The following is a 16,829-nucleotide window of genomic DNA, read 5'->3' as shown; positions in this document are numbered from 1 at the left end:
CAGATTCCACAGATTCCACAGATTCCACAGATTCCACAGATTCCACAGATTCCACAGCGTTGATGTTTAACTCTACTCTAGGCAAGTGTTGTTCAGTGCTATTTTGTAAATCGGCTTGTTTGTTGATTTGAATACCATCTGCTGCAAGCGTTACAAGTGGTGTCATAGACTGACGAACAATATCAAAACTATTCTTTTTCACTTCTATTTCTTGCGTATAAGCTGCATTTTTATAATCTAATCGGACAATCAGATTTGCGTGTAGCACACCATTTTTTTCTATAATAGAACACTTAATTCGTTCACCAATATGAGGAGCAATATTTGAATTTGGAAAGTCTGCACTAGCAAAAATAAGCTCTTGTTCATTGTCTAATAATACAATGTGGCCCTTTTTGGTTACTTTGTCATAAATTGTGACCAACCCCTTATAGAACATAATGAAGTACTCATTTTATTATAATTAAAATAAAAAAGGAGGTTATTAACCTCCTCTTTATAATACTCAATTTTAATCTTTTTGAACACTACCAAAAATTTTATCGCCTGCATCGCCTAAACCAGGAACGATATAGCCATTTTCATTTAAACCATCATCAATAGAAGCGGTGAAAATCGTAACATCAGGATGCGCATCTTCAACACGTTTAATGCCTTCAGGTGCAGCAACAAGAACCATCACACGGATGTCTTTACAACCACTTGCTTTCAATGCATCAATTGCAGCAACAAGTGATGAACCTGTTGCCAACATTGGATCAATAATCATGGCAATACGATTTTGTACATCAGGAACTAATTTTTTATAATAAGTTCGTGCTTCTAAAGTTTCTTCGTCACGCTCTAAACCGAGTACAGATACTTTTGCACTTGGAATAAGGCTTAAGAAGCCATCAAGCATACCAATACCTGCACGTAAAATTGGCACAACTGTAATTTTTTTACCCGCAATCCGATCTACAGTCACTTTACCATTCCAACCATCAATTTCATGGTCAACCATTGGTAAGTCTTTAGTTGCTTCATAAGTAAGCAACATAGTGACTTCTTGTGCAAGCTCACGAAAGTTTTTAGTACTGATTTCCGCACGGCGTAATAAACCTAATTTATGGCGGATAAGTGGATGGCGAATTTCTTGGATAGACACGGGAGAACACCTAAAAAGCGAACAATATAATATGGATAGTATAAATGTTTTTTATATAAGAAATAAGAAAAGCCCTCAATGAATGAGGGCTTTTTTTGTTAACAGCTATCGTTTTTTTGGATTACTGAAGTACTAAATGTAATGGTGCAAGCATTTGAGCTTGATTCGCCAAAGCAATAATCGGATCTGGGTAAACACCTACAACGATTACAAGCAATGCAGCAAGAAGTACCATAATACCACCCGCTTTTTGTCCCCAATGCTTATCTGCATCAATACGAGGAGTCTCAGGCGGTGTCATATATAGAACAACCATCACACGTAAGTAATAGTACAAACCAATACCACTACCAATCACGATCATTGCCGCATAGAACCAATGTTGTTGAGACACAACTGTCATCACCAACATGAACTTACCAATGAAGCCTGCTGTCAACGGAATACCTGCAAGTGACAACATCATTACAGTCAATGTTGCAGTCAATACAGGACGACGCCAGAACAAACCACGGTAATCAGCAAGTGATTCGGCTTCATCTACATTGTTGTATGGGCTAGACATCAACGCCACAACACCAAACGCACCAATGGTGGTAATCACATAAGTAAATACATAAGTACCCACTGATGTTAGGCTGAGGAATGATGCACTCACAAGACCCAATAACAAGTAACCAAAGTGTGCAATTGATGAATACGCAAGAATACGTTTCAAGTTCACTTGACGCACTGCAAGTAAGTTACCTGCAAGAATCGAAAGAACAGCAATGACAACAATTACAGTTTTGATTGATTCAATACCAATCACACCTGAAGACAACAAGTAACGAACCAACAAACCAATCATTGCAACTTTAGAAACCGTTGCAAGGAATGTTGCGATTGGTGCAGGCGCACCTGCATAAACGTCTGGTGTCCATTTATGGAATGGTGCAAGTGACAATTTAAACGCAACTGCCGCAATGATTAGACCCAAACCAATAATCGCAAGTGGAGATTCAATCAGTTGGTGATATTGACCAAGATACGTTTGTAACGCAGTCATCACTTCTGGATTTTGTGTCTTCGTCAATGTCCAGAATAATTCATCAACTTGACCTGCAAATGATAATGAACCTACTGTTGCATACACATACGCCATACCCATCAATAACATTGCAGAAGCAGTCGCTGAAAGAACAAGGTATTTAATCCCTGCTTCAAGCGATTTACTACGTTGATACGTATATGCCAATAGACCGTAAACAGGAATCGACATTAACTCAAGGCTAATAAAGAATGATGCGAAGTGTGTGCTTGCAACCATAAGCATTGCACCTGACACTGAAATTAGCATCAAAAGGTACAATTCTTCACGGTTGTCTTTATAATTTTCAATGTACGCATGAGAAAGTGTGAAACACGCAAGCGCAGCAATCAAAATAATAATTTGATAGAACAATGTAAATGGATCAACCATAAACATGCCCATCACCGTTGCAGGTTCATATCCTTTACCAAAAAGCGTAAATAAGATATTGAGCAATGCAAGGTTTAAACCAATTACTGAAACTGTTGCAATTAAATTATGGTTTCGTTTAATTGCAATTAGAATCATCACGACAATTGCGGTCAAAGCCACAATCATCACTGGTGCTAAAGGCATTAAGTCGGAAAAAGAGAGTGTGAAGTTCATGACTTATTGGATCTCCACATTTTGTTGAGTTGCAATTTGCTGAACGGCATCAGCAACATCTTGAGTTGGCGTAAAACTATTTGCTAACCAAGCCATGCTCGAATTTGAAACATCAAGGAACGTTTGCGGGTACAGACCCAACCAAATCAAACCAATCGCACAAACAAGAAGAAGACCAATTTCACGTGCATTGAGATCTTTCAAAGGCGATGCATAATGTTGTTTCTGCTCTTCATTTGGCGTACCAAATAAAGCTTTGTGGATGAGAATAAGACCGTAAAGACCTGCAAAGACCAAACTCACCGCGGCAAGAATTGTAAAGAGTGGGAATTTACCAAATGAACCCATCAAGATCAGGAATTCACCAATAAAGTTTCCTAGTCCTGGAATACCGACAAGTGCCGATACAAAGAACATCAAGAAGAATGGCAAATATTGGAACTGACCACGAATACCACCCATCAAGCGTAAATCACGTGTGTGCAAACGTTCGTAAACTTGACCACACATAATGAACAATGCAGCAGAAGATAAACCATGTGCAAGCATCATGATCATCAAGCCTTGGAAAGTCAGAATATTACCTGCATAAAGTGCAAGTAAAACAAAGCCCATGTGCGAAATAGATGTGTACGCAAGCAGACGTTTCATATCTGTTTGTTGGAATGCACACACTGCACCGTAGAAAATACCGATCAAACCAAGAATAATCGCGATATCTGCAAACTGAGCAGATGCTGCTGGGAAGAATGGAATCACGAAACGTAATAAACCATAAGCCGCAGTTTTGATTAGAATTCCTGCAAGGTCAACAGAACCTGCTGTTGGTGCTTGCGCATGCGCATCGGGTAACCAGCCGTGTAATGGGAATACAGGAAGCTTCACTGCAAAACCAATAAAGAAACAGATCATCAATGCATAAGCAAAACTTGATGTTGCAGGGTTAGCATCTAATGCATTTGCTACAGCCATTAAATGTGTATAACCAAATTCAATGCCACCACCCATCATATAACCAGCAATCACAAGTCCTAAAATGCCGACAAGCATAATCAGACCCGCAACTTGGGTATAAATGAAGAATTTAGTTGCAGCATAAACGCGAGATTTACCATCTGCACCTGAATGTCCCCAAAGTGCAATCAAGAAATAGATTGGAACTAGCATCATCTCCCAGAAGAAGAAGAAGAGGAACATATCAATTGCAAGGAAAACACCAATGACACCACCCAAAGACCATAAAAGGTTTAAATGGAAGAAGCCAACGTTTTTCTGAATCTCGCCCCATGAACAGCCTACTGCAAGTACACCGAGTAATGCAGTCAAACCGACCATAAGAAGTGACAAACCATCCACAGCAAGGTGAATGTTAATGCCTAATGTTTTAATCCACTCAATTTTAAACTGTGCAGCCCACTCTGGTGCGCTTACACCCAACTGATAGTTATATGTACCAGAATGCCATAAAGAAATGGTCAATCCTAGTGTAACCAACATCCCTACCAACGCAATATAACGTGGTAGATGTTGGTCGATTTTATCGACCAACCAACAAGCAAAACCTGCAATGAACGGTACGAGGATCAGCGCTGGTAAAATCCAATTGTTTGTGATTTCCATCTTATTTCCCCACGACCTGAATCACGATCAGGATCATCAACACAACCACTACACCAAGAGACATACTTGATGCATATTCGCGTAATAGACCCGTCTGACGTGAACTTGTAAATTTATTACCACCTTTTACAATGGCTGGTAAAAGAAGCCACAAGCCATCAATTGGATCACGACCAAAGATCTTCGCCAATAACAAGTAAGGTTGAACAAATACAAGGTTATACAGTGCATCAAAACCAAATGCATTACGGCAAATATTCACAAGCCCTGCACCAAATGAAGTTGCTGCAAACCCTTTAACCGCATTATAAGCAAATGCAAATAAAACGACGCCAACTGCAAGACCAACGAGCGCAATACCGACAGCAGTATATTCAGCTGAATGCATGCCATGTGTTAAAGCTTCTGAAACTTCAAATACAGGAATGTTTGCAGCTGTCAGTGCTTTTTCAACGGGTGCTTTAAGGAAATAAGCTAAACCTGTTGAAAGAACAGCAAGAATACCCAATGGCACCCAATATGTTGCGCCTTTGATTTCGTGATATGGCGTATTTTCTTTACCAAAGAATACAACCCAAATTAAGCGGAATGTATAAATTGAAGTTAAGAAAGCACCTGCTACACCCACCCAATACAACCAGCCAAAAGTTGCGATTGACTGACCTTGAACCCAAACAGCACCCAAGATTGCATCTTTCGAGAAGAAACCAACAGTAATGAAAGGAATTGCTGCTAATGCACCACCACCAATGGCAAAACATGCAAACAGGAATTTGTTCTTGTAGAACAAGCCACCCATTTTAAAAATATTTTGTTCGTGATGATACGCAAGAATCACTGCACCAGAAGAAAGGAACAATAACGCTTTAAAGAATGCGTGAGAAAGCATATGGAACAGACCAGCTTGGTATGCTTCAGCACCCACAGCCATAAACATATAACCCAACTGACTCATTGTTGAGTAAGCAAGAATACGTTTGATGTCTGTTTGAACCAATGCAGCAAAGCCTGCAACCAATAATGTTACAGCACCTGTAATTGAGATGAACTGCATTACTTCTGGTGTCATTTCAAACACAGAGAACATTCGGCAGCACAAGTAAATACCCGCTGTAACCATTGTTGCTGCATGGATCAGTGCTGATACTGGTGTAGGACCAGCCATCGCATCTGCTAACCATGTTTGTAATGGAATTTGCGCTGATTTACCTGCAGCACCCAAGAACAACATGAGTGAAGTCCAAAGTGCAAGGTTATGATCCAATGCCAATACTTTCGGTGCTTCTGCAACGATTGTACCAATGTGCAAAGTACCAAATTGTTGGAAAAGTAAGAACAATGCGATGAGTAAAAATACATCACCCACACGTGTTACTGTAAATGCTTTGATTGCTGCAAAACCATTTTCAGGGTTTTGGTAGTAATAACCAATCAATAGGTAAGAACATAAACCTACGCCTTCCCAACCTAAGAATAACAACGCTAAGTTGTCACCCAATACAAGTACAAGCATGCTTGCAACGAATAAGTTGAAGTAAGAGAAGAAACGTGCAAAGTCTTCTTCGCCACGCATATACCACGTTGCAAAGATATGAATCAGGAAGCCTACACCTGTTACCATGCCCATCATGAGTAATGATAGACCATCAAGGTGCAAACTAATGCCCGGTGCAAAATCACCAACGCTAAACCAAGTCCATAAGTTTTGAACCACTGGCGTTGAACCATTGTTTACAAAACCAATACCTGCAATCAATGCGACTAAAGCAGATAAGCCGACAGAACCTGCACCAATAATTGCTGCTACATTTTCAGGAAGTTTATTACGACCTGCCGCTAAAAGGACAAAACCAATGAGCGGGAATAAAATCGTTAGATATAAATAACTCATCCGCGCATCTCACTGGCTGCATCCACATCCAAGTGATGGAAGCGATGGTAAAACTGAAGGACGATTGCAAGACCAATACAAGCCTCTGCAGCTGCAAGTGTCAAAATCAAAATAAACATGATCTGTCCATCTGGTTGCACCCAAGCACTACCAGCAACAACGAATGCAAACGCTGCTGCATTCATCATCACTTCTAAGCTCATAAGAACAAATAAAAGATTGCGACGAACCATTACACCGTAAAAACCAAGTGCAAAAAGGATAGATGCAACGATCAAACCATGTTCTAAAGGAATGTTGCCCATTATTCTTTCTCCTCATCTGCACCTGGTACACGTTTGCCCAAGTGGTATGCAGCTACAAGTGCAGCAAGCAATAACATTGCCGCAACTTCAACTAACAATACGTAATGTGAAAAGAGTGCCTGACCAACCAATTTAGGGCCGATCACTTGCGTACCGAGCAACATGCCTGTAGATGTATAGTCACCAGACAACATCCATACTAAGCATAAGCCCATCAAGAAGCTCAACATCGCTGGTACTGCCCAAGCATCTGAAGTTAACCATTTACGCTCTTGATCTACAGTCTCTTGACCAAGATTCAGCATCATCACAACGAATACGAATAACACCATAATTGCGCCGGCATAGACAATAATTTCAAGTGCCGCTGCAAAAGGTGCTCCAATGGTCAGGAACATACCTGCCACTGCCAACAATGAAACAATCAAGCTCAACAATGCGTGAACTGGCGTTGCATTGGTTACAACACGGATTGTAGAAACAATGGCCACAAGAGCCATTAAATAAAATGGCCACATCATGGTAATAAGCTCCGTACGTCTACAGGTGCGCTTTCACGCTGTGCTTGACCTTTCTCTTTACCATCAATTGCCATACCAGTTACACGGTAGAAATTGTAGTCTGGATATTTACCAGGACCCGAGATCAGTAAGTTTTCTTTTTCGTACACAAGATCCTGACGAACGTATTCGCCCAATTCAAAATCAGGTGTTAACTGAATTGCAGTGGTTGGACATGCTTCTTCACACATACCACAGAAAATACAGCGTGAGAAGTTGATACGGAAAAACTCTGGATACCAACGACCATCTTCTTTTTCAGCTTTTTGTAGTGAAATACAACCTACAGGACATGCAACCGCACACAGGTTACACGCAACACAGCGTTCTTCACCATCTGGGTCACGTGTCAACACGATACGACCACGGTAACGTGGTGGTGCGATCTGTTCGGCTGGTACTTCAGGATATAAAATCGTGTCACGTTTACGTGTGACATGGCTGAACACCATCCACAATGAACGTACGATCGACCCTACTCCAGCTAGAATTTTATACATTTTGTACTCCCTGCTGTCCTAGGCTTGATTCATCAGAATCACAGCACCAGTCACCAAAAGGTTGACTAACGCTAATGGTAAACATACTTTCCAACCAAAATTCATCACTTGATCATAACGTGGACGCATTAAAGAACCACGAGCCAAGACAAACATCATCACAAAGAATGCTGTTTTGATAATGAACCAGAACGCATCTGGAATGAATGGAATATCTAAGTTAAATGGCGCTAACCAACCGCCGAAGAACAACGTAACAATCAACGCTGAAATTAAGATCACGTTCACGTATTCAGCAACGAAGAACATCCCCCACTTCATACCGCCGTATTCTACATGGTAACCTTCCGCAAGTTCTTGCTCAGCTTCAGGTTGGTCAAATGGATGACGATGCGTTACCGCTACACCCGCAACCACGAATACCATAAAGCCAATGAACTGTGGAATCACGAACCAGACATCACGTTGAGCTTCAACGATGTCACGCAAGTTAAATGAACCTGCAATCGCCACAACACCCATCAATGAAATACCCAAGAACACTTCATAAGAAATGGTTTGAGCAGCAGAACGTAAACCACCGAGCAATGCATATTTGTTATTTGATGACCAACCACCGAACAGTACTGCATAAACTGCAATACCTGCCATTGCCATAAAGAACAATAGACCAATGCTCATATCTGCAACACCTAAGTAAGGTGAAACAGGAATAACCATGAACGACAGTACCGCAGTTGCCATTGCAACTGCAGGTGCCATACGGAACGTTAATTTATCAACAAACTTTGGTGTCCAATCTTCTTTGAACATGATTTTAAGCATGTCGGCAACGATTTGGAACATACCGCCTGGACCAACACGGTTAGGACCATAACGGTCTTGCCACAAACCCAGTAAACGACGTTCAACAAATGACATCAATGCTGCGAGTAAAACCACAGCCAATAAGATGACAATTGCTTGAAGTACTGAGTAAGCAACTGGCCAGTCCTGTGCCCAAGTCGGTAAGGCGCGTAAAGCTTCATTCATGATTACACTCCTACCGCTACAGATACAGGTTCAGCAAGAGAAACCGTAGGTGCTTGACCAACTGGGTAACCAATATAACCTGCAGGTAAATATTCGATGACTTGTACAGGAAGACTGATTTCAGTTTCGCCTGCTTTCACCGTAATGTTTTGACCTTCTTGAACCTTCAAACGTGCTGCATCTTGTTCACCGACTGCAAACACAGCATTTGGAATACGTGTTTCCATCGCTGGTGTTTTCGTCGTAAATTCGCCTGATGCAAAAATATGATGCATCGGGACAAGACGGAAGCTTTCAGGATTCACGACAACAACAGCTGGCGCAACGAAAGTACGGACAGGACGCTTATTCAAACGGTCAAATAGACGCACGCCTGAATCACCACCTTTCAAATGACCACCCACTTTGTCTTGGAATTTATTCCAAGATTGTGGTGAGTTCCAACCCGCAGACCATGCAAATGGAACCAATGCAGATGGAGTTTGATCACCAACATAACCTTCCATAGAGAATGCTAATGCAGAGTCTTTATCGACAGGTTGTTTTGGTTCATGAATTGAAAGTGGCGCACGAATTGCTGTACGACCTGAATAACGACGTGGTTCACGGGCAATTTTTAAGCCATGTACACGGAAGCCTGCATTTGGTGCAACATCTTGAATCGCTTCAAGTGTAGGCACATTTTTAGCAAGACTTTCAATCACATCATCAAGCACAGTCCATGCAATCGCTTTACCTTGCACACCAGTTTCAATGGCATGCAACCAGCGCCAAGATTCTTTAATCGCAAGTTCAGGCTTGTAATATGACGGATCATAAACCTGATAGAAGCGCTGAGCACGACCTTCTTGAGATACAACTGTACCATCACCTTCAGCAAAACTTGCAGCAGACAGAACAACGGTCGCAGCTTTTACAGTTTCAGTTTCAGTATGATCAAGAACAATCACATTTTTTGCTTTTGCAAATGCAGCTTGAACTTGTTTTGCAGGTAAACGACGGTATAAGTCATTTTCCACAATCATGATTGAGTCGTAATCTTGAGCAAATGCTTGCTCTAGGCTTAAGCCACCAAACAATGCAAGACCCATTGAGTTCACTTCAGGAACAGTTAAAGTCAAGCCTGCATTGCCACCAAGGTTCTGTGCAACTTGTGCAGCAGCTTCCATGATCGCAGCATCTTGTAAACTTGTACCTGAAATAATCAACGGTTTTTTCGCAGCTTTTAAAGTATCAGCAATGGTTTGAGCAAATGCTTTTGCATCGTCATCTAAACCAAGAATCGCTTCACCTTTAACGCCTGCAGCAACTGCAAAACCTAAACGTGCAATGTCATTTGGAGAAGCAACAACTTCACCCGCAGCAACATCAGCAAGACGTGTTTGTGTTGCAGCTAAAATGTAAATCGGAGATTTAGCATCTTGTGCAATACGTTGTAACGGCTCAGCCAACCACTCTTGTGTACGACGTTCTGCAGCCATTTCTTTGGCTTTATTTTTCGCAGCTTGGCGAACAGACAATGCCATACGTGGTGCAGTTTGCGTTAAATCTTCACCTAGAATCAGTACTGCATCATAGCTTTCAATTTCACGCATACCTGGGTTATAAACACCTTCGGTTTGCATGATTGATGCAGCAAGCTCAACTAGATTTTGCTCTTTTTGAGATAAACCTGTTGAATAGTTTTCTTGCCCAACCAATTCACGAAGTGCAAAGTTTGACTCTAAAGACGCACGCGGCGAGCCAATTCCTAATACTTTTTTACCTTGAATTGCTTCGATTACGGAATCAAGCGCAGCATCTACAGATACAGTTTCAACATTTGTGCCTTTACGGAACTGCGGTTGACGTGGACGATTTTCAAGGTTCACATAACCTGTACCAAAACGACCTTTATCGCAAAGGAAGTATTGGTTCACTTCACCGTTGAAACGGTTTTCTACACGACGAATCTCACCATAGCGTTCACCTGGAGAAATATTACAACCTGAAGAACAGCCTTGGCATACGCTTGGCGCATACTGCATGTCCCATTTACGGTTATAACGTGCAGAATGTGTTTTATCGGTAAATACACCTGTTGGGCATACTTCAGTCAAGTTGCCAGAAAATTCAGACTCTAAAGCACCTGATTCTGGGCGACCGAAGTAAACACGTGATGCATTACCATACACACCAAAGTCTGTACCGCCAGCATAATCGTTGTAATAACGAACACAACGATAACACGCGATACAGCGGTTCATTTCATGCGAAATAAACGAGCCTAACTCTTGGTTATGGTGTGTACGCTTAGTAAAACGATAGCGACGACGGTCATGCTGTGTCATCACAGTCATATCTTGTAAATGGCAATGACCACCTTCTTCACAAACTGGACAGTCATGTGGGTGGTTTGTCATTAAGAATTCTACAATTGATTCACGAAACGAAGTCGCTTCTTTGTCTTCAATTGAGATATAGGTATTGTCAGATGCAGGTGTCATACATGACATGACCAAACGACCACGGGTATCTTCCGGATTCGCATATTGAGTCACAGCACATTGACGACAAGAACCGACAGAACCTAAGGATGGATGCCAACAAAAATACGGGATATCAATACCCAGACTTAAACACGCTTGTAGCAAGTTTTCTGAGCCATCGACTTCGTAAGATTTGCCATCGACATGAATTGTAGCCATAGTCGAATTCCTTAAGCTTGTTCTACGTTGCTAATTTGAGCGGCAGCATCGACTACCTTCGCTTCAAACTCGCTACGGAAATATTTGAGTGCACCCATTAATGGTTCCATTGCACCAGGTGCGTGAGCACAGAAAGTTTTACCAATCCAAAGCTTACGAGTAAGCTCCTGTAAATGATCGATATCTTCTTTCTTACCTGTGCCATCTTCGATTGCTTTAAGCGCTTTAACCGCCCAAGGCAATCCATCACGACAAGGAGTACAAAAACCACATGATTCACGTGCAAAGAATTCTTCTAAGTTACGTGTTGCTGAAACCATACATTGAGTTTCATCTACAACCATAAGCAAACACGTACCTAAACGTGAACCCGCTTTCATGATTGTTTCCGCATCCATAGGAAGATCGATGTGCTCTGCTGCCAAAAAGTCAGTCGATGCACCACCAGGTAACCATGCTTTAAGCTTCAAGCCATCACGCATACCACCAGCATAGTCTTCAATCACTTCACGCGCAGTCGTACCAAAAGGAAGCTCCCAAAGACCAGGGAATTTCACTTTACCTGATGCACCATAAATTTTTGTGCCTGGATCTTTCGATTTACCTTGAGATAAACCGTTATACCATTCAGGACCACGAAGCATAATTGCCGGTAAGTTGTTGTACGTTTCTACGTTGTTGACAATCGTAGGACGACCCCAAGCACCTGCAACTTGTGGGAAAGGTGGTTTAGTACGAGGATTTGCACGGCGACCTTCAAGCGAGTTAATCAATGCAGTTTCTTCACCACAAATATAACGACCCGCACCGGTATGCACATGCATATCGAAGTTCCAACCTGTTCCAAGGATATTTTCACCCAAGTAACCTTTGGCACGTGCTTGTGCTAAAGCTTCAGTTAAGTAGCCTGCAGCTTCAATGTATTCACCACGAATGAAGATATAACCTTGTGTTGCTTCTAAGGTATAACCTGCAATCAACATCCCTTCGATCAATTGATGTGGAAGTTTTTCCATCAACAAACGGTCTTTGAATGTCCCTGGCTCCATTTCATCGGCATTACAGATCAGGTAACGAGGACCGCCATCATTTGGCGCCATGAGTGACCATTTAATCCCTGCTGGGAAACCTGCACCACCACGACCTTTAACAGTCGCTGCTTTAATGATTTCAAGTACATCTTTCGGTGGCATTTCCAATGCTTTTTTAAAGCCTGCATAGCCTTCAAGTGCTTCGTAATCATCTGCACTGCGAACGTGTTCCTGTTTACTCAAACGCCATGTTAATGGGTGAGTTTCAGGGTTACCTTCGCCATAAATTGGTTTTGGTTCAGTATTCATACATACTTCTCCAAGAGCTGTTTAACAGATGTCACTTCAACTAGACCGTGAGTATCTTCATCAATCATCAAAGTTGGACCTTTGTCACAGTTCCCTAAACAGCAGATTGGAAGCAAAGTGAAACGGTTATCGGCAGTCGTTTGACCGTACTGAATCCCCAATTCACGTTGGAATGCTTCTGCTAAAGTTTCCGCACCCATCAAGAAGCAAGCAATCGAATCACATAATAAAATTACGTGACGACCCACTGGTTGACGGTAAATACGGTTATAGAAAGTTGCAACACCTTCTAAATCTGCAACACTCATACTTAACATTTGAGCAATTGCATTCATTTGTGCATCATCGACCCAACCATTACGGCGTTGTACATGCTTTAACGCATCTAAACACGCCGCACGTGGGTATGGATAATGCTCAATGTGATGTTCAATTTCATGAATTTCGTCCGCAGTCAAAATTCCTTCAATAGTCACACGTGGCTTTTTATCAGTCAAAATCATCATAATGCGTTGCCCCTTAGCGATCCACGTCAGCCATAACGACGTCAATTGTCGCTAAATAAATGATCAAGTCAGATACAAGACTGCCGTTAATCACGGAAGGCATTTGCTGCAAGTGAGTGAACGTTGGTGTACGAATACGGGTACGATAACTCATCGTTGACTTATCAGAAGTCAAGTAGTAGTTCGATGCACCTTTTACCACTTCTGCCATGACTGATGCTTCACCAGCAGGCATTACAGGACCCCATGACACGCTCAAGAAGTGCGTAATCAAGGTTTCAATATCTTGTAAAGTCTTGTCTTTTGGTGGTGGAACTGCCAATGGATGATCCGCTTTATAAGGACCAGAAGGCATGTTATCCAAACACTGTTTGACGATTTTCAATGATTCTTCGATTTCACGATAGTGAACCATAACACGTGCATACGCATCGCCTTCGTACTCTACAGGAACTTCAAAATCATAGTTTTCATAGCCACTGTATGGACGATATTTACGTACGTCAAAATCAATACCTGTTGCACGCAAACCTGTACCTGTAACACCCCAAGCCAATGCAGATTTAGCATCATATTGAGCAACATTACGTGTACGACCAATAAACACTGAGTTTTTCAATGCTGCTGTATGGTATTCCTTCAAACGTTTTGGTAGCCAATCTAAAATATCTTTGATCAGTTTCTGCCAATTATTTGGAAGATCGTGTGCAGTACCACCAATACGGAACCATGCTGGGTGCATACGGAAACCTGTGATTGCTTCTATCGCATCATAGATTTTTTGACGGTCAGCAAACATATAGAATACTGGAGTCATACCGCCGGCATCCTGAATCGCTGTACCCAAATACAATAAATGGTTATTGATACGGAATAATTCAGACATCATGACACGGATACATTGCGCACGATCAGGAACTGTAATTCCCGCCATTTGCTCTACACCCATCACATAAGGCATGTTCTGCGCACAACCACCCAAGTAGTCAACACGGTCGGTATAAGGAATGAATGAATGCCACGTTTGACGTTCAGCCATCTTTTCCACACCACGGTGGTGATAACCAATATCAGGCACACAGTCTTTCACTTCTTCGCCATCAAGCTGCAAAATTACACGGAATGCACCGTGCGCAGATGGATGGTTCGGTCCCAAGTTCAAGAACATGAAGTCTTCGTCGGCATTACCACGACTTAAACCCCAATCTTCGGGAACGAAACGTAAGTGTTCTTGCTCAAAATCTTGCTTCGCTTGGTTCTGCATATACGGTGTATATTCAGTTGCACGTGCAGAATATTCTTTACGAAGTGGATGACCTTCCCAATAGGTTGGCAACAAAATACGACGGAGCATTGGATGCCCTTCGAAATTGATCCCGAACATATCGTATGCTTCACGTTCGTACCAGTTGGCATTTGGCCAAATATTGGTTGCAGTCGGAATGTTAATATCATTCTCGTTTAACGCAACTTTGATACGAATATCACTGTTACGCTCAAGCGATAACAAGTGATAGAACACAGTGAAGTCAGATGCAGGTAAATCATCACGATGTGTACGTAAACGCTCATCTACCGCAGACAAGTCGAATAGCATCACGTAAGGACGTGACACTGTACGTAAGAACATTAAAACTTCTTGTACGCGAGCACGCTCAACCCAGACTGTTGGAAAGTCTTCAAAGGTTGTTTGCACGTAAAAGTTCTCGCCAAATTTGGCTTTGAGATCTTCTACGATCGCAAATGCTGGGCGGGAATCAACAGGCGCTGATTCTGGCATAGCAATTTCAGTTTCAGCCATTGGCTTGGCTTCCTATTTAATACAAATTCTGTCAAATTTTCCGATGATCATATCCGTCTTAGATATGTCAAACATTCATCAGAAAAAATTACTCAATTTCGTCCATTGAACGTAAGTTTTTCACCGCAATACGTTCAGCATTCTTACGATCACGTTCTGGCATCATCTTTGGCTTATATACAGGCTTAAGATCATCACCAATTACGGCAGAAAGCGGACGGCGTTCCAATTGAATCTGATCCTGAAGCAATAAAAGTGCTTGGATCAAAGCTTCTGGACGTGGCGGACAACCTGGAACATACACATCTACAGGAATGATTTTGTCGACACCCTGAACGACAGAGTAAATGTCATACATACCACCTGAGTTTGCACATGCACCCATTGAGATGACCCATTTAGGTTCAAGCATTTGTTCATATAGACGCTGAATAACTGGCGCCATTTTCACAAAACAAGTTCCTGCAACAATCATCAAGTCAGCTTGACGTGGTGAAGCACGAATAACCTCGGCACCAAAACGCGACAAGTCATGCACACCTGTTAAGGTTGTTGCATATTCTACGTAGCAGCATGAAGTACCAAAGTTAAAAGGCCATAATGAATTTTTACGGCCCCAGTTCACAGCTGTATGTGCAACGTCTTCTAGACGCGTCATAAACACATTTTTATTCACTTCATCTTCAAGCGGATCGGTGACAATCTGACGCTCTTGAAGTGGATACTGGTCAGCTTCTGGATTCGCACGGGTCAATGTATATTTCATTCCCGGGTTACTCCTTTACAGATGACTGAGTCGGTGTTTTATCTTTCACACGACCAGAAGATTGAGCTGGAATTGTTCCTGTCGGATCCATTACCAGTTCTTCAATAGAGTTAAAGCGTGTAATTTCTGCGAGGTCCATATTAGGAGAACCAATTTTAACTTTAATTCCTGCTGCTTTACGCTTATCTGAAGGTGCCCAATTAAGCGCACCAGTCGACATTTCGTAAATTAGACCAACAAGTAAAACTAAAATAAATACAGCGGCTGTTACAAAACCAACCCAACCTACTTCACGCACAGATGCAGCCCATGCATAAAGATAGAGAGCTTCTAAGTCGAAGACGACAAAGAAAATTGCAACAAGATAAAACTTCGCAGACAGGCGGATACGTGCACCACCAGCACCAACCACACCTGATTCAAATTGCTCTTGCTTCGCACGTCCCCATGATTTACCCCCAAGGAGTAAAGGAACGGTGAGCATAAAGACACATAAAAATGTCACGCCGATCACGAAGGCAATGATTGCCCAGTCGTATGGAGTAATGGCACTCATGCGGGGATAACTCCTGGCAGGCCTATTATTAACAAAGAATGCATGTATTGGCCTTGTAAATACACCAAACACAAAATAAATCTGGCTAATTGTACCCGATTGAGCAGGTCTGTTGCTAGCTTATAGGTCTAAGTCTTTCGGATGATTTTTTATGCTAATTTCATAATTCCTCTGCATTTATCACTTTAAAGACCTAATCTATCGCTTAATTAGATTCAAATCGAAAAAGTCATTATTATTTCCGAAAATGTATCTCAAATTTACAATACAAATAACAAATCAGACACTTAACAAGCCAAATTAAATCTAGAATATGTCAAATTATTTCAAAAAATGTTTATTTTTATATAAATTCAATCATTTCATCATAAAATTGTATTTTAAATATATCTTGTTACACTCTCTCACCTACTTCTGACCAACCTATAAAACCAAAAAAA

14 protein-coding genes and 1 pseudogene are annotated in these 16,829 nt (G+C 41.7%); all 15 read right to left on the bottom strand.

Annotation, left to right across the window (positions count from 1 at the left end; genetic code table 11):
- A pseudogene (locus tag FW754_RS12785) lies at positions 1–439 on the bottom strand (hypothetical protein); the annotation flags it as partial.
- Positions 440–511: 72 nt separating this feature from the next.
- The gene (upp, locus tag FW754_RS12780) at positions 512–1,147 is read right to left on the bottom strand and encodes a uracil phosphoribosyltransferase (RefSeq protein ID WP_409511168.1); all 636 of its coding nucleotides are present in this window, start codon (positions 1,145–1,147) and stop codon (positions 512–514) included.
- A 121-nt stretch (positions 1,148–1,268) separates the two neighbouring features.
- Positions 1,269–2,825: an NADH-quinone oxidoreductase subunit NuoN gene (nuoN, locus tag FW754_RS12775; RefSeq protein WP_409511167.1), complete on the bottom strand. Its 1,557-nt coding sequence runs from the start codon at positions 2,823–2,825 to the stop codon at positions 1,269–1,271.
- Between the two features lie 3 nt (positions 2,826–2,828).
- Positions 2,829–4,439 (bottom strand): NADH-quinone oxidoreductase subunit M, encoded by a 1,611-nt coding sequence (gene nuoM / locus FW754_RS12770; RefSeq protein WP_409511220.1) that lies wholly within the window; start codon positions 4,437–4,439, stop codon positions 2,829–2,831.
- Between the two features lie 7 nt (positions 4,440–4,446).
- On the bottom strand, positions 4,447–6,336 hold the full coding sequence (gene nuoL, locus FW754_RS12765) for an NADH-quinone oxidoreductase subunit L (RefSeq protein ID WP_446324848.1): 1,890 nt from the start codon (positions 6,334–6,336) through the stop codon (positions 4,447–4,449).
- Positions 6,333–6,641 (bottom strand): NADH-quinone oxidoreductase subunit NuoK, encoded by a 309-nt coding sequence (gene nuoK, locus FW754_RS12760; protein WP_409511165.1) that lies wholly within the window; start codon positions 6,639–6,641, stop codon positions 6,333–6,335. The genes nuoL and nuoK overlap by 4 nt, the downstream gene beginning before the upstream one ends.
- Positions 6,641–7,159, bottom strand: a complete 519-nt coding sequence (nuoJ, locus tag FW754_RS12755; RefSeq protein ID WP_409511219.1) for an NADH-quinone oxidoreductase subunit J — start codon at positions 7,157–7,159, stop codon at positions 6,641–6,643. The genes nuoK and nuoJ overlap by 1 nt, the downstream gene beginning before the upstream one ends.
- Positions 7,159–7,701, bottom strand: coding sequence for an NADH-quinone oxidoreductase subunit NuoI (gene nuoI, locus FW754_RS12750; RefSeq protein WP_446324847.1), 543 nt, complete (start codon positions 7,699–7,701; stop codon positions 7,159–7,161). Before nuoI ends, nuoJ begins: the two co-directional genes overlap by 1 nt.
- A gap of 18 nt (positions 7,702–7,719) precedes the next feature.
- On the bottom strand, positions 7,720–8,733 hold the full coding sequence (gene nuoH / locus FW754_RS12745) for an NADH-quinone oxidoreductase subunit NuoH (RefSeq protein ID WP_446324846.1): 1,014 nt from the start codon (positions 8,731–8,733) through the stop codon (positions 7,720–7,722).
- Between the two features lie 2 nt (positions 8,734–8,735).
- Positions 8,736–11,420, bottom strand: coding sequence for an NADH-quinone oxidoreductase subunit NuoG (gene nuoG, locus FW754_RS12740; protein WP_409511163.1), 2,685 nt, complete (start codon positions 11,418–11,420; stop codon positions 8,736–8,738).
- An 11-nt stretch (positions 11,421–11,431) separates the two neighbouring features.
- Positions 11,432–12,760, bottom strand: a complete 1,329-nt coding sequence (nuoF, locus tag FW754_RS12735; protein WP_409511162.1) for an NADH-quinone oxidoreductase subunit NuoF — start codon at positions 12,758–12,760, stop codon at positions 11,432–11,434.
- On the bottom strand, positions 12,757–13,266 hold the full coding sequence (nuoE, locus tag FW754_RS12730) for an NADH-quinone oxidoreductase subunit NuoE (RefSeq protein WP_446324845.1): 510 nt from the start codon (positions 13,264–13,266) through the stop codon (positions 12,757–12,759). The genes nuoF and nuoE overlap by 4 nt, the downstream gene beginning before the upstream one ends.
- A 13-nt stretch (positions 13,267–13,279) precedes the next feature.
- Complete coding sequence (gene nuoC / locus FW754_RS12725) at positions 13,280–15,067, bottom strand: NADH-quinone oxidoreductase subunit C/D (protein WP_419347636.1); 1,788 nt, start codon at positions 15,065–15,067, stop codon at positions 13,280–13,282.
- A gap of 88 nt (positions 15,068–15,155) precedes the next feature.
- Positions 15,156–15,833, bottom strand: coding sequence for a NuoB/complex I 20 kDa subunit family protein (locus tag FW754_RS12720; RefSeq protein WP_409511159.1), 678 nt, complete (start codon positions 15,831–15,833; stop codon positions 15,156–15,158).
- A gap of 7 nt (positions 15,834–15,840) precedes the next feature.
- A complete protein-coding gene (gene ndhC / locus FW754_RS12715; protein WP_409511158.1) occupies positions 15,841–16,389 on the bottom strand; it encodes an NADH-quinone oxidoreductase subunit A in 549 nt (182 codons plus the stop codon).
- Positions 16,390–16,829: the final 440 nt, after the last annotated feature.

This window comes from Acinetobacter sp. 1207_04, assembly GCF_052850415.1.
The sequence above is the reverse complement of the archived record's forward strand: the minus strand, read 5'-3'. Positions and strand labels throughout refer to the sequence as shown.